This window comes from Pseudomonas extremorientalis, assembly GCF_001870465.1.
GTDB lineage: Bacteria > Pseudomonadota > Gammaproteobacteria > Pseudomonadales > Pseudomonadaceae > Aquipseudomonas > Aquipseudomonas extremorientalis.
This window is the reverse complement of record NZ_MDGK01000010.1, coordinates 1-13,106: the sequence shown is the minus strand read 5'-3', so window position 1 is coordinate 13,106 and position 13,106 is coordinate 1. Positions and strand designations below refer to the sequence as shown.

The following is a 13,106-nucleotide window of genomic DNA, read 5'->3' as shown; positions in this document are numbered from 1 at the left end:
TCCTCCTTCCAGGGTCGCTTCGCAACCCAACGCGGGGCAAGCCCGCTCGCCACAGTTGCAGTGTTCGCTCTTAACGGGAGGGTTTCAGCCAGAGACTGGGAGCACTGGATCGCGTTTACCCTGCTGGTCGGGCTGGGGCTGCACATGATCTGGTGGGCAAGTGTGCGGAGATGGTCGGGGGGTGGTGTTGATGTTGGTGGGTGCGACGATTCTGTACGAGCACCTCTCGGTCCAGGCACACCACAAAATAATGTGGGAGGGGGCTTGCCCCCGATAACGGCGGGTCAGTCAATGATGCGGTGACTGCCCGACTGCTATCGGGGGCAAGCCCCCTCCCACAAGGGTTCTACAGCGGTTCAGGGAGTGCGTTTCACGCCGCTTGGCTTTCCTTTTTCAAGCTGTCCATATCGATCACGAACCGATACTTCACATCGCCCTTGAGCATCCGCTCATACGCCTCGTTGATACCCTGGATATCGATCATCTCGATGTCCGAGACAATCCCGTGCCTGGCGCAGAAGTCGAGCATGTCCTGGGTCTCCTGGATGCCGCCGATCAACGAACCGGCCAGGCTGCGGCGCTTGAAGATCAGGTTGAATACCGTGGGCGACGGATGCGGGCTGTCGGGCGCGCCGACCAGGGTCATGGTGCCGTCACGCTTGAGCAAGTTAAGGAACGCATCGAGATTGTGCGGCGCGGCAACCGTGTTGAGGATGAAGTCCAGGCTGTTGGCAACCTTGGCCATTTCGTCCGGGTTCTTCGACACCACCACCTGGTCGGCGCCCAGGCGCAGGCCGTCTTCGCGCTTGTTCGGTGAGGTGGTGAACAGCGTCACATGGGCGCCCATGGCATGGGCGATTTTCACTGCCATATGGCCCAGGCCACCCAGGCCGACCACGCCGACTTTCTTGCCGGGGCCGACCTTCCAATGATGCAGCGGCGAATAGGTCGTGATGCCGGCGCACAGCAACGGCGCCACGGCAGCCAGGTTGGCGTCATCGTGGGAGATGCGCAGGACGAACTTTTCCTTGACCACGATACTGTCCGAGTAGCCGCCGAAGGTATTTTCACCGCCGAACACCGGGCCGTTGTAAGTGCCGTTAAAGCCGTTCTCGCAGTACTGCTCCTCGCCCTCGGTACAGGACGCGCAGTGCTGGCAACTGTCGACCATGCAGCCGACACCGGCCAGGTCACCCACCTTGAACTGCTGCACATTGGCGCCGACCGCCGTGACACGGCCGACGATTTCGTGGCCAGGCACGGAAGGGTAAAGGGTGTTGTTCCACTCGTTGCGCACGGTGTGCAGGTCGGAGTGGCAGACCCCGCAATAGAGAATGTCGATCTGCACGTCATCCGCCCCCGGCGCACGGCGCTCAAAGGTGTAGGGCTTGAGGGAATCCTTGGCGTTCTGGGCGGCGTAGCTGTAAGTCTTGGCCATTTCGTTCACCTGTGTGATCGGATGCTGGGAGTCAGATGACCAGCATAGACGCTGAATCGTTCAACCGAGCACGTCCGTACAATCCGCCGGTCGGCCCCGTCCCTAAGATCGAGACTTTCTCAAAACGCGGGAGAGTGGGTATGTGTAGAAAAGTCAGGACGGTATCGCTGGCAGTCACCTTGCTGGCCGGGGCCATGATGAACAGCGCCTTCGCCGCTACACCGGCGGTCGCCGTGGCCCCGCAATACGACACCAGCCACGTCTATGTGGCACCGGCCGATGTGGAGCGTTTTACCCAGAGCTTCCTGGCCACATTCGGCGGCAAAAGCACGCCCCAAGTGGTGGTGAACGTGTTGCCGGTGCCCAGCAGCACCACGTCGCAACTGCTGCAGACCCCGGCAGGCACAGTGTCGCTGTTCGGTTTCACCACGCCGATCCCGCACCCGTTCGGCCAGGAGCGCAACGGTTACCTGGTCAAGGACATGGACGTCGCCCTCAAGGCCGCCCGGGAGAACGGCGCGGCGGTGATCGTCAGCGACTTTCCCGACCCGATCGGGCGTGACGCGGTGGTGCAGTGGCCGGGCGGTGTGAACATGCAGCTTTACTGGCACACCAAGACCCCGGATTACGCCGCGTTCCAGACCGTGCCGGAAAACCGCGTGTACCTCAGTGCCGAGCGTGCCGACACCTTTATCAAATCGTTTATCGGCTTCTCCCACGGCAAAGTCCTGGCCGATGACAAACACGCCCCTGGCGTGGATATCGGCCAAGCCAACGGCAACTACCGTCGCGTCGACATCGAATCGCCATTCGGGCGCATGGCGGTGCTGGTCACCAACGGCCAACTGCCCTACCCGTTCGGCCACGAGACCACCGGCTATCAAGTGGCTGACCTGACGGCCACCCTGGGCAAGGCCACCGGCTCCGGCGCGAAAGTGTTAGTGCCTGCGTTCGACAGCAAAGGCCGTCGCAGTGCGTTGGTGGAATTTCCGGGCGGCTACGTCGCGGAGATCCATCAACTCAACACCGCAAAATGACGCGCCGCACAGGCTGGGGCCTGGCCGTGCTGTGGCCGCTGCTCGTCGGCAGCGTCCACGCCGACGAGCAAGCGACACGCCCGGCCATCAAGGCCAACCGCTGGCAGGAAGACTGGTCGGTTTTGCAGGACCCGGCGCTGCGCACGCAGCCGCTGGACAGCTTGAAGTACATCCCGCTGTCCAGCGCGACCCCCTACACCTACCTGTCCCTGGGCGCGACGTTGCGCGAGCGTTTCGAGATGAACGATGCCAGTGGCTTCGGCGTGCGGGATGTGAAGCGTGATCGCTACCTGATCCAACGCTTCCAGCTCCACGCCGACCTGCATCTGAACGAGCACTGGCGGGTGTTCACCCAATTGGAAGATGCGCGGGCGTACGACAAGACCACGATCGGCGGCGCCGACCAGAATCGCGTCGATCTGCGCCTGGCCTTCGCCGAGTACGTGAATACCTTCAGCAGTGGGACTCTCAAGGCCCGTGTCGGGCGCCAGGATTTTGCCTTCGACCTGCAGCGCTTCATCTCATCGCGGGACGGCCCGAATGTGCGGCAGTCCTTCGATGCGCTGTGGGCCGACTGGGAGACCTCCAACTGGCGTTTTATCGGGATCGCCAGCCAGCCGGTGCAGTATCAGGACGGGCGTCACTTCGACGACAAATCCAACAGCGATGCGCGCTTCCACATGGTCCGTGTGGAGCGACTGGTGGGCGGCAAGAACGAGTTGTCCGCCTACTACGGCGTGTATGAGCGCACCGCCGCCCACTACCTGGACGCCGACGGCGACGAGACCCGCCACCTGTTCGACGCACGCCTGGGCGGCGCGGCCATGGGCTTTGACTGGGACATCGAAGCGATGCTGCAAAGCGGCTCGGTCGGCAACAAGGACATTCGCGCCTGGGCCGGTGGCAGCCGTACCGGCTACACCTTCGACAGCCTGGCCTGGAAGCCGCGCATCGGCCTGCAACTGGACATCGCCTCGGGCGACCGCAAAACCGGGGATGGCAACGTCGGCACCTTCAACCCGCTGTTCCCCAACGGCTACTATTTTTCCCTGGCGGGCTACACCGGCTACAGCAACCTGATTCACGTCAAGCCGTCGATCACGCTCAAGCCGATCGACAGGCTCAGCGTGCAAACCGCCATCGGCCTGCTGTGGCGCCAAACCACCAGCGACGCGGTCTACACCCAGCCCAACCTGCCGGTGGCTGGCACCGCAGGCCAGGGCGATCGCTGGACCGGCGCCTATGCGCAAGTGCGCACCGATTATGTGTTCAGCCCCAACCTCACCGGCGCCGTCGAGGCCGTGCACTACGACGTGGGCCAGACCCTGCGCGATGCCGGCGGTGACGACAGTAATTACCTGGGGGTCGAGCTCAAGTTCAGTTGGTAACCCCAAGCAAGCACACCCGTACAAGCCCTCGAGCCGGTTAACGGCAATAGTGATCCTGCGTTTTATCCCCCCTCGATAAGGAGATGTTCATGAGCACATTCGTCGCCAAAGACGGTACCCAGATCTATTTCAAAGACTGGGGCAGCGGTAAACCCGTGCTGTTCAGCCACGGCTGGCCGCTGGACGCCGACATGTGGGAATACCAGATGGAATACCTGAGCAGCCGCGGCTTTCGCACCATCGCGTTTGACCGCCGTGGGTTCGGCCGCTCGGATCAACCCTGGACCGGCAACGACTACAACACCTTCGCCGACGATATCGCCCAGCTGATCGAACACCTTGACCTCAAGGACGTGACCCTGGTGGGCTTCTCCATGGGCGGTGGCGACGTCGCCCGCTACATCGCACGCCACGGCAGCGCACGCGTGGCCGGCCTGGTACTGCTGGGCGCGGTCACACCGCTGTTCGGCCAGAAACCGGACTACCCGCAGGGCGTGCCGACTGAAGTGTTCGATGGCATCAAGGCCGGCCTGTTGAAAGACCGTGCGCAATTTATCAGCGACTTCAACACGCCGTTCTTCGGCATCAACCAGGGCCAGAAGGTCTCTGAAGGCGTGCTGACCCAGACCCTGCAGGTGGCGATGCTGGCATCCCTCAAGTCGACGGTGGATTGCGTGACCGCGTTCTCCGAAACCGACTTCCGCCCGGACATGACCAAAATCGACGTGCCGACCCTGGTGATCCACGGCGATGGCGACCAGATCGTGCCGTTCGAAACCACCGGCAAAGTGGCGGCCGCCTCGATCAAGGGCGCCGAACTGAAAGTCTACAAGGACGCGCCACACGGCTTCGCCGTGACCCACGCGCAGCAGTTGAACGAAGACCTGCTGACGTTCCTGCAACGCTGAAACACCTGCACCACCCTCTCCTTATTTTGGCCGGGCTTGCCCGGCCTTTTTTTGCTCAGGAGAAACGCTGGCCCAGGACCAGGCGACCGGGGCCGCTGATCAGCAAGGTGGTGAAGATGATCAACAGCAGCCAACCGAACTGCCCTTCGAACAACGTCCACTCCGGGTGCACCACCAACAAAGCGATCAACAGCACCGCCAGGATCGGCAGGCACGCCAGGCGCACCAGCACCCCGGCGATGATCAGCAGCGGGCATAGCACTTCAGCGAAAATCGCCAGCAGCAACGTGATGTTCGCCCCCAGGTGAAACGGGTCTTCGATCAGCTGCAATTGCTCGCTGTAGTTGAGCAACTTGGGCAAGCCATGCACCCACAGCAGGAACAGCGCCCCGCTGATCCGCAGAAACAATAGTCCCAGGTCCTGACGCGTCGATTCGTTCATACGTGCTCTCGGTTGATTGCCACAAACAACGATTGTGTCGACCGGGCCACCGCCGCGCTTGCAAGCCTGTGCTGACCTCACTCCCCGGTGCCGGCAAACGCCGCGACGATTTCATCGATCACCGCCCGCACCCGTGCGGTGTGGCGCAGATCGGCGTGGGTCACCAGCCATACGTCATATGGCAAGGGTCGGGTGCGCTCCGGCCACAGGCGCACCAGCCCGTCGCGCTCACCGGTGCACACCGGGATTTCGCCGATGCCGATGCCGGCAGCGATGGAGCGGCGCACCAGCAGGCTGGAACTCAAGGCAGCAACGATGCGCCCGCGGCCGAGGGGCTCGGAGACCAGGGTCATGTCCTTCTGGCTTTGCAGGTGAGGTTGGTAGACCACCAGGTCATGGCCTTCGAACAGGCTGCCCGGCTCAGGTACGCCGTGACGCTCGAGGTAACCCTGGGACGCAAACAACCCCAGCGGCCAGCGCGCAATACGCCGGGCGATCAGGTCGGGGTTATCCGGGCGCTGGTTGCGCACGGCGATATCGGCTTCGCGCTTGGCCAGGCTGAGGATCTGCGTGGAGGCGTCCAGTTGCACGCGCACGTCGGGGTGTTTGTCGTGCAGGCAGGCGATGGCCGGGATCAGGAAGTCGATGGCCAGGGAGTCGGTGGTACTGACCCGCACAGTGCCGGTCAGGCGGTCATCCAGGCCCTGGATCTGGCGCTCCAGGTCGAGGGCCGAGCGCTCCATTTTCTCCACCGAAAGCAACGCCGCTTCGCCGACCGCCGTGAGCGCGTAGCCTTCGGAGGTGCGCAGGAACAAGGTTGCGTTCAAGGACTTTTCCAAGGCGTTGACGCGGCGCCCCACGGTGGCCTGGTCCACGCCCAGCACCCGTGCGGCGCCGCGCAATGTGGATTCGCGGCACACCGCCAGGAATACCCGTGCATCGTCCCAATTCATGCGGTCTCCCATTGATGCAGATATGCATCATCATGACGCTAATTCGCTGCATTATTGCATCGAAAAAACCCGATATGCTGACCGCCGCAGAAAAAACTTCAGGACAGCCATCATGCTCGACTCCCACGCACCATCCCGCAGCGCGGTCTGGCTGCCGATCTTTGCCGGCCTGTGTGCCAGCCTGGTCAGTATCGGCCTGGCACGCTTTGCCTACACACCGCTGATCCCCAGCCTGATCCAGGCCCAGTGGTTTTCCGCCAATGACGTGGTCTACCTCGGCGCCGCCAACCTGGTGGGTTACCTGATCGGTGCGCTGATCGGCCGGCCCATCGCCCAGCGCACCTCCAATACGACCGCCCTGCGCATCATGATGGTGGCGGTAACCCTGGCCTTCTTCGCCTGTGCCTTCCCGCTGTCGGTGGTGTGGTTCTTCGCCTGGCGCCTGCTGTCGGGGATTGCCGGCGGCGCGATCATGGTGCTGGTGGCCGCGACCGTATTGCCCCACGTACCGGCCGCACGCCGGGGCCTGGCCAGTGGCGCGATCTTCCTCGGCATCGGCCTGGGCATTGCCGGCTCCGGCACACTGGTGCCGCCGCTGTTGAGCCTGGGCTTGCAGCAGACGTGGCTGGGCCTGGGCCTGCTGGCGTCGCTGTTGACGGCGGCCAGCTGGTTCGCCTGGCCCGGCGTTACGCTGCATGAAGCAGCGGCCCCAATGGCCACTTCAGCGCGGATGCCGTCCGGCGTGTACCTGCTGTTCGCCCAGTACGCCTTCATGGCCGCAGGCCTGGTGCCGGCGATGGTGTTCCTGGTGGATTACGTGGCCCGTGGCCTGGGTGAGGGTGCGCACATCGGCGCGATGGTCTGGGTGATGTACGGCCTGGGCGCGATTGTGGGGCCGGTAAGCTACGGGTTTCTCGCCGATAAACTCGGAGCACGCCTGAGTATCCGTGTGGTGCTGGTGGTGCAGGCGATTGCCGTCGGTCTGTTGCCGCTGGCCAGTTCTTTCACTGCCCTTGCCGTACTGGCGGTGATCCTCGGTTCGTTCCCGCCAGGCATCGTGCCATTGGCCTTGGCGCGGGTGCATGAATTGCTGCCCAACCATCATCAGCAGCAGGTAGCGTGGAGCCGCGCCACCGTCTCCTTTGCTACCTTCCAGGCACTGTCCGGGTTTGCCTACTCGGCACTGTTCAACAGCAGCGGTGGCCAGCATGCGCTGTTGTTCGTGATTGCCGCTGGCGCCATCGTGGTCGCCCTGGCCCTGGAACTGGGCATGATTGTGCTGAACCGTCGACCGCTCGACACGGTCCCAACCCATACGCTCCCTCTTACAGGATTTGCCAAATGACCCTGCCTACCGACATGACCCTGATTGAAATCACCACGCCCGGCGGCCCCGAGGTGCTCAAGCCGCGCCAGGAACCGGTGCCCTCCCCGGCCCCCGGCGAAATCCTGATCCGCGTGCACGCCGCCGGTGTCAACCGCCCCGACGCCTTGCAACGTGCCGGCAAGTACCCGATGAAACCCGGCTTCAGCCCGATCCCCGGCCTGGAAGTGGCCGGCGAAGTGGTCGCGCTGGGCGAAGGGGTCAGCGAATACGCGATTGGCGACAGGGTCTGTGCCCTGACCAATGGCGGCGGCTACGCCCAATACTGCACGGTGCCCGCCAGCCAGGCGTTGCCGGTTCCCGAAGGCATGGAGTGGATTCAAGCCGCCGCCATCCCGGAAACCTTTTTCACCGTGTGGGCCAACCTGTTCGGCATCGGCGGCGCGCACAAGGGCCAGCGCGTGCTGATCCACGGCGGCACCAGCGGGATCGGCACCACCGCCCTGATGCTGTGCCGCGAGTTCGGTATCCAGGCGTTCGCCACCGCTGGCAGCGAAGAGAAATGTGCGGCCATCCGTGCCCTGGGCGCTGAAGCCATCAATTATCGCGAGCAGGATTTTGCCGAGGTGATCGGGGCTCGAGGTGTCGATGTGATCCTCGACATCATGGGCGGCTCCTACCTCAACAACAACCTCAAGGCCCTGGCCATGGACGGGCGCCTGGTGATGCTGGGCTTCCTCGGCGGCGCCAAGGCCAATGACGTGGACCTGCTGACCATCCTCGGCAAACGCGCCGTCGTCACCGGCTCCTTGCTGCGCGCCCGTACCAAGGACGAGAAAGCCGCCATCGCCGACCAACTGCGCGAGCACGTATGGCCGGTGCTGGCAGCCGGGCGCTGCCTGCCGATGATCGACCAGGTGTTCGATTACACCCAGGCCGATCAGGCGCATGCGCGGATGGAAGGTGGCGATCACATTGGCAAGATTGTGTTGCGGGTGGTTTGATTACCCGGCGAACACCGGGTAGTCGACATAACCCGCTTCGCCTCCCCCATACATCCCTTCCGCCCGCAGCGGGTTCAACGGCCAGTCGTTGAAAATTCGCTGCGGCAAGTCCGGATTGGCGATAAACGGCCGCCCGAACGCGATCAGATCCGCCAGCCCCGCTTCAACCAGTGCTGCACCGCGTTCAGCGGTGTAGCGACCGGCATAGATGATCCGCCCGCTGAAGGTGTCGCGTACCGCTCGGCGGAATGATTCGGGCAATACCGGGGCGTTATCCCAGTCGGCTTCGGCAATGGACACATAGGCGATGCCCGACGCTTCCAATACCTTGATCGCTTCAATGTAGGTGTGGTGCGGGTCGTCTTCCACCAGGCCGATGTACACCCGGTCCTGGTCGGTGCCGCTGAACAATGGTGAGAAGCGCACGCCCAGGCGCTCGGGCCCGACCACGGCGGTCACTGCTTCGACGATCTCGCGCAGGAAGCGCAGGCGGTTGTGCAGCGAGCCACCGTACTCGTCGTCACGCTGGTTGGCGTGGGCCGAGATGAACTGGTTGACCAGGTAGCCATTGGCTGAATGGATTTCCACCCCATCAAACCCCGCATCCAGTGCATTGCGCGCTGCCTGGGCGTAGTGCCCGACCAGGTCCTTGACCTCCTGCGTGGTCAACGCACGCGGTACAGGCGGTTGCATCAATTGCCCCTCGCCCGGCGCCGTTTCGATAAAGGCCTTGGCCTGAATTGCCTGGATAGCAGAAGGTGCGACCGGTGCGGCACCCTCAGGCTGCAACGCGCTGTGGGACACCCGACCGACATGCCACAACTGGGCGAAGATCACCCCGCCTTCGGCATGCACCGCCTCGGTGACCTTGCGCCAGCCGTCGATCTGCGCCGGCGTATAAATGCCCGGCGTCCACGCGTAACCCTGGCCACGCGGTTCAATCTGCGTGCCCTCACTGACCATGAAGCCGGCACTGGCGCGCTGGCGGTAATACTCGGCCATCAAGTCAGTGGCGAGATCGCCCGGCTGGGCGCTGCGCTGGCGCGTCAACGGTGGCAGCACAATACGGTTGTTCAGTGTGTGGTGACCCAGTTTCACCGGGGTACTTAAAACGGTCATCTCATTCTTCCAGATTACGAGCGCGCGAAAGCATTGGCGACTTATTCAAGTCGCCAATGCATCAAGCGGTTTATTGAGTCAGGCGGTGAGTTTCAGCAGGGCCTTGGCGACATCGCTGGAACTGCCGGGGTTTTGCCCGGTGACGAGCAAGCCATCGGTAATGACAAAGGACTGCCAGTCAGCGCCTTTCTCATACAGGCCACCCAGCTTCTTGAACTCGTCTTCCACCAGGAACGGCACTACATCGGTCAATTCAACGGCGGCTTCTTCCGAGTTGGAGAAACCGGTGACACGCCGGCCCTTGACCAACGGCTCGCCGTTGACCGCCTTGACATGACGCAAGGCACCCGGTGCATGGCAGACAAAGCCGATCGGCTTGCCGGCACGCTCGAAGGACTCGATCAACGCGATGGAAACCGGCGATTCCGCCAGGTCCCACAGCGGGCCGTGGCCGCCTGGGTAGAACACGGTGTCGAAGGCATCGGCGTTGACCGAATCCAGCTTCAGCGTGGTCGCCAGGGCCTGTTGCGCGGCCGGATCGGCGGCGAAGCGGCGGGTCTGGTCGGTCTGGAAGTCCGGCTGATCGCTCACCGGATCCAACGGCGGCTGGCCGCCGGCCGGGGATGCCAGCACCACCTCGGCGCCGGCGTCCTTGAACGCGTAATAAGGTGCGGCAAATTCTTCGAGCCAGAAGCCGGTCTTGCGGCCGGTGTTGCCCAACTGATCGTGAGAGGTCAATACCATCAATACTTTCATTGTCGAGTGCCTCGGGATGACTGTGGGTTGAAGCTTAGGAGCCTGGGCGTCGCCTCACAACGTCATATCCGCAAGGTTTTCGGACATTGCTCGACGGCAGTTGCCGTTTCTCGCCCAGCCGCCGACAATCGCGTCTCCCCTGCCCCCTGGAGAAACACGATGCACAGCGTTGCGCTGCTGGTCTACCCGAATTTCGAATGCCTGAGCCTCAGCGTGGGCTCGGTGTTCGAGTGCGCGAACCTGTTGCGCGGCGAGCCGGCCTATGCGTTTCACCTGGTCTCGGAGACCGGCGGCGCGGTGATGACATCCCAGGGCTTTTCGGTGAACACCACACCCATTCGGGCCGAGGGCTATGACACCTTGATCGTCGGCGGCTACATGGAGTTTCGCCTGCCGGAAGCCAACCTGCTGGAACAGGTCAAGGCCGCCTCTGCCCAGTCGCGGCGCGTCGCCTCATTGTGCATGGGCATCTTCGTGCTGGCCGAAGCCGGCCTGCTGGAAGGCAAGCGCACCACCACCCACTGGATTCACGCGCCGGCCTTTCGCAAGCGCTACCCGCACATCCAGCTGGAAGAAGACAAATTGTTCGTGGTGGACGGCCAGGTGTGGACCGGTGCCGGCATGAGCGCCGGGGTGGACCTGGCGTTGGCCATGGTGGAGAACGACCTGGGCAGCGACCTCGCCCGGCGCATTGCGCGCAAACTGGTGATTGCCCAACGTCGCGGCAGTGAACAATCGCAACTGTCGGCGCTGTTGGAGCTGGACCCCAAGTCAGACCGCGTGCAACTGGCCCTGGCCTACGCCCGTGAGAACCTGACCCACGACCTCACGGTGGAGACCTTGGCCGATGTCGCCCGGCTGAGCCCGCGCCAGTTCAGCCGGGTGTTCCGTGAGGAAACCGGGCAGACACCGGCCAAAGCCATCGAAGCCCTGCGCGTGGAAGCCGCCCGGGCACTGATGGAAACCAGCCGTCACCCGGTGGAGGTGGTGGCCCGCGAAACCGGCTTTGGCGACCGCGAGCGCATGCGCCAGGCGTTCCTGAGGGCGTTCGGGCAGCCGCCGGCGGTAATGCAACAGGCCTTTAATGCAGGGCCGCCCGCGTAATCAGGTAACTGACCAACTGCGGGTCATCCTCCAGCTCTATCGTCTGTACCGGGCGCGGCAGGTTATCCAGCACCGTGCGCCAGAACGCCTGGGACACTTCGTCCTGGTCATAGAACCGCACCAGCCAATTGGCCTGGCCGCTGCACAGCACCTGGCTGGCGATGGCGCGGCCGATGCCTTTGCGGCGATAGCGCTTGAGGATGAACAGATCGGCCAGCTCCAGGGCATCGATGTCTGGCAATTCGCTGCCTTCGATCAGCAGGAAGCCGGCAATGTAGCCATCCACCAGCAGCAGGTTGGCGCTCCATTGCGGGTCTTGCCAGTAGCGGGCCAGGTGTTCGTCATGGATGTAGAAACGGCCGTCCGCCTCCACATCTTCCTGTTCCCAGTCGGACGACTCATAGGCGTAGTACTGGTAGAGATTACGGATCAGCTCGGCGGCTTCGGGGCCGGTCTGGATCAATTCGACGGTGACTTCGGGCATGGGGCTCTCGGTGAAAAAACGCAGGGCGCCATTGTTCACAAAACGCGAGGAGAGGCCAACCTTTCTACTTGCTGAACCGATTGCAAATAGGTGTTGCCTCGCCCGAAACCTTGAAACATTTCGAATAAACTTCGTGAAATTTGCCTCTGCTCTTCAAGGACACCTATTTTGACCAACATGTGTACCGCCGGCCTGGATGTGGGTTTTGCCTCCCTCGATTACCTACAGATCTTCATCCTTGGCGTGATCCAGGGCATTACCGAACTGCTGCCGGTGTCGTCCACCGCCCACATGCGCGTGGTGCCCGCCCTGCTCGGCTGGCAAGACCCCGGCTCGGCGTTTTCCGCGGCCATGCAACTGGCGGCGCTGGCCGCGGTGGTCAGTTACTTCTGGCGCGATGTGCGCCAGGTCACCACCGGCAGCATCGGCGCGGTGCGTCGGGGTGACTACAACGACCGTTGGTTCAAGCTGGCGGTGGCGATTGTGCTGGCGACCCTTCCCATCGGGATTGCCGGCCTGGCGTTGTCGTCGACCTTGAATGCCTGCAACTCGCCGCTGCGTGGGCTGATGGTGATCGGCATTTCCTGCGTGGTGATGGCGGTGCTGCTGGCTGTGGCGGAAGTACGCGCACGCCACACCCGTGAAGTGAGCGAAATGCGCCTGCGCGATGCGTTGATCGTCGGGATCGCGCAAATTGGCGCGTTGATTCCGGGGGTATCGCGGTCCGGCTCTACGCTGACCGCTGCGTTGTTTCTCAATTTCAAGCGTGAGGAAGCTGCACGCTTCTCCTTCCTGCTGGGCCTGCCGGCCATCGCCCTCGCCGGGCTGAAGGAGTTGTGGGTGTTGCTGCACGCCGACATGCCGGCCCATGCCTGGCCGCATCTGCTGTTCGGTCTGGTGGTGGCGAGCGTCTCGGCGTTCTTTGCGATCTGGGGCCTGATGAAGTTCCTGGAGCGGTTCTCCACCTGGCCGTTCGTGATCTACCGCGCGCTGTTGGGGGTGTTCCTGATTGTGGCGGTCAGTACTGGGCTGTTGAGCTGACTCAATTCAAAAAACACATCCGATCCAATGTGGGAGGGGGCTTGCCCCCGATTGCGCAGTGTCAGTTGCATATAAGTTGACTGACACACAGCTATCGAGGGCAAGCCC

13 protein-coding genes and 1 pseudogene are annotated in these 13,106 nt (G+C 63.1%); 8 read left to right on the top strand and 6 right to left on the bottom strand.

The window, feature by feature from the left end; translation table 11 throughout:
* Positions 1–125: 125 nt before the first annotated feature.
* A pseudogene (locus BFN10_RS29985) lies at positions 126–277 on the top strand (hypothetical protein); the annotation flags it as partial.
* Between the two features lie 93 nt (positions 278–370).
* On the opposite strand, the gene BFN10_RS02295 reads toward BFN10_RS29985, so the two are convergent.
* The gene (locus tag BFN10_RS02295; protein WP_071488267.1) at positions 371–1,438 is read right to left on the bottom strand and encodes an NAD(P)-dependent alcohol dehydrogenase; all 1,068 of its coding nucleotides are present in this window, start codon (positions 1,436–1,438) and stop codon (positions 371–373) included.
* 140 nt (positions 1,439–1,578) lie between these two features.
* Here BFN10_RS02295 and BFN10_RS02290 point away from each other — a divergent pair, with 140 nt between their 5' ends.
* The 3 genes from BFN10_RS02290 to BFN10_RS02280 all read left to right on the top strand — a co-directional run bounded on the left by BFN10_RS02290 (position 1,579) and on the right by BFN10_RS02280 (position 4,771).
* Entirely contained in the window at positions 1,579–2,475 is an 897-nt protein-coding gene (locus BFN10_RS02290) for a VOC family protein (RefSeq protein ID WP_071488266.1), read from the top strand.
* Complete coding sequence (locus BFN10_RS02285; RefSeq protein WP_071488265.1) at positions 2,472–3,863, top strand: alginate export family protein; 1,392 nt, start codon at positions 2,472–2,474, stop codon at positions 3,861–3,863. Before BFN10_RS02290 ends, BFN10_RS02285 begins: the two co-directional genes overlap by 4 nt.
* A gap of 89 nt (positions 3,864–3,952) precedes the next feature.
* Positions 3,953–4,771 (top strand): alpha/beta fold hydrolase, encoded by an 819-nt coding sequence (locus BFN10_RS02280; protein WP_071488264.1) that lies wholly within the window; start codon positions 3,953–3,955, stop codon positions 4,769–4,771.
* Positions 4,772–4,826: 55 nt separating this feature from the next.
* On the opposite strand, the gene BFN10_RS02275 is transcribed toward BFN10_RS02280, so the two are convergent.
* Entirely contained in the window at positions 4,827–5,213 is a 387-nt protein-coding gene (locus BFN10_RS02275; protein WP_071488263.1) for a DoxX family protein, read from the bottom strand.
* Between the two features lie 77 nt (positions 5,214–5,290).
* Complete coding sequence (locus tag BFN10_RS02270) at positions 5,291–6,166, bottom strand: LysR family transcriptional regulator (RefSeq protein WP_071488262.1); 876 nt, start codon at positions 6,164–6,166, stop codon at positions 5,291–5,293.
* 112 nt (positions 6,167–6,278) lie between these two features.
* Here BFN10_RS02270 and BFN10_RS02265 point away from each other — a divergent pair, with 112 nt between their 5' ends.
* Both BFN10_RS02265 and BFN10_RS02260 read left to right on the top strand, forming a co-directional pair.
* Positions 6,279–7,511 carry a YbfB/YjiJ family MFS transporter gene (locus BFN10_RS02265; RefSeq protein WP_071488261.1) on the top strand — a complete coding sequence of 411 codons (1,233 nt, stop codon included), beginning with the start codon at positions 6,279–6,281 and terminating at the stop codon, positions 7,509–7,511.
* Positions 7,508–8,494 carry an NAD(P)H-quinone oxidoreductase gene (locus tag BFN10_RS02260; RefSeq protein WP_071488260.1) on the top strand — a complete coding sequence of 329 codons (987 nt, stop codon included), beginning with the start codon at positions 7,508–7,510 and terminating at the stop codon, positions 8,492–8,494. Before BFN10_RS02265 ends, BFN10_RS02260 begins: the two co-directional genes overlap by 4 nt.
* On the opposite strand, the gene BFN10_RS02255 is transcribed toward BFN10_RS02260, so the two are convergent.
* Positions 8,495–9,613, bottom strand: a complete 1,119-nt coding sequence (locus BFN10_RS02255) for an alkene reductase (protein ID WP_071488259.1) — start codon at positions 9,611–9,613, stop codon at positions 8,495–8,497.
* Positions 9,614–9,691: 78 nt separating this feature from the next.
* Positions 9,692–10,369 (bottom strand): type 1 glutamine amidotransferase domain-containing protein, encoded by a 678-nt coding sequence (locus BFN10_RS02250; protein WP_071488258.1) that lies wholly within the window; start codon positions 10,367–10,369, stop codon positions 9,692–9,694.
* Positions 10,370–10,528: 159 nt separating this feature from the next.
* Here BFN10_RS02250 and BFN10_RS02245 point away from each other — a divergent pair, with 159 nt between their 5' ends.
* Positions 10,529–11,473 carry a GlxA family transcriptional regulator gene (locus BFN10_RS02245; RefSeq protein ID WP_071488257.1) on the top strand — a complete coding sequence of 315 codons (945 nt, stop codon included), beginning with the start codon at positions 10,529–10,531 and terminating at the stop codon, positions 11,471–11,473.
* Here BFN10_RS02245 and BFN10_RS02240 read toward each other — a convergent pair.
* Positions 11,451–11,957 carry a GNAT family N-acetyltransferase gene (locus BFN10_RS02240; RefSeq protein ID WP_071488268.1) on the bottom strand — a complete coding sequence of 169 codons (507 nt, stop codon included), beginning with the start codon at positions 11,955–11,957 and terminating at the stop codon, positions 11,451–11,453. The two genes, BFN10_RS02245 and BFN10_RS02240, sit on opposite strands and share 23 nt — an antisense overlap.
* A 168-nt stretch (positions 11,958–12,125) precedes the next feature.
* Between BFN10_RS02240 and BFN10_RS02235 the strand changes: the two genes are divergently transcribed.
* Positions 12,126–12,998, top strand: a complete 873-nt coding sequence (locus BFN10_RS02235; RefSeq protein WP_071488256.1) for an undecaprenyl-diphosphate phosphatase — start codon at positions 12,126–12,128, stop codon at positions 12,996–12,998.
* Positions 12,999–13,106: the final 108 nt, after the last annotated feature.

What these genes read in the sequence shown, in the direction of transcription:
- BFN10_RS02295 (WP_071488267.1), bottom strand. Translation starts at nt 1,438, where the DNA reads ATGGCCAAGACTTACAGCTACGCCGCCCAGAACGCCAAGGATTCCCTC.
- BFN10_RS02290 (WP_071488266.1), top strand. Translation starts at nt 1,579, where the DNA reads ATGTGTAGAAAAGTCAGGACGGTATCGCTGGCAGTCACCTTGCTGGCC.
- BFN10_RS02285 (WP_071488265.1), top strand. Translation starts at nt 2,472, where the DNA reads ATGACGCGCCGCACAGGCTGGGGCCTGGCCGTGCTGTGGCCGCTGCTC.
- BFN10_RS02280 (WP_071488264.1), top strand. Translation starts at nt 3,953, where the DNA reads ATGAGCACATTCGTCGCCAAAGACGGTACCCAGATCTATTTCAAAGAC.
- BFN10_RS02275 (WP_071488263.1), bottom strand. Translation starts at nt 5,213, where the DNA reads ATGAACGAATCGACGCGTCAGGACCTGGGACTATTGTTTCTGCGGATC.
- BFN10_RS02270 (WP_071488262.1), bottom strand. Translation starts at nt 6,166, where the DNA reads ATGAATTGGGACGATGCACGGGTATTCCTGGCGGTGTGCCGCGAATCC.
- BFN10_RS02265 (WP_071488261.1), top strand. Translation starts at nt 6,279, where the DNA reads ATGCTCGACTCCCACGCACCATCCCGCAGCGCGGTCTGGCTGCCGATC.
- BFN10_RS02260 (WP_071488260.1), top strand. Translation starts at nt 7,508, where the DNA reads ATGACCCTGCCTACCGACATGACCCTGATTGAAATCACCACGCCCGGC.
- BFN10_RS02255 (WP_071488259.1), bottom strand. Translation starts at nt 9,613, where the DNA reads ATGACCGTTTTAAGTACCCCGGTGAAACTGGGTCACCACACACTGAAC.
- BFN10_RS02250 (WP_071488258.1), bottom strand. Translation starts at nt 10,369, where the DNA reads ATGAAAGTATTGATGGTATTGACCTCTCACGATCAGTTGGGCAACACC.
- BFN10_RS02245 (WP_071488257.1), top strand. Translation starts at nt 10,529, where the DNA reads ATGCACAGCGTTGCGCTGCTGGTCTACCCGAATTTCGAATGCCTGAGC.
- BFN10_RS02240 (WP_071488268.1), bottom strand. Translation starts at nt 11,957, where the DNA reads ATGCCCGAAGTCACCGTCGAATTGATCCAGACCGGCCCCGAAGCCGCC.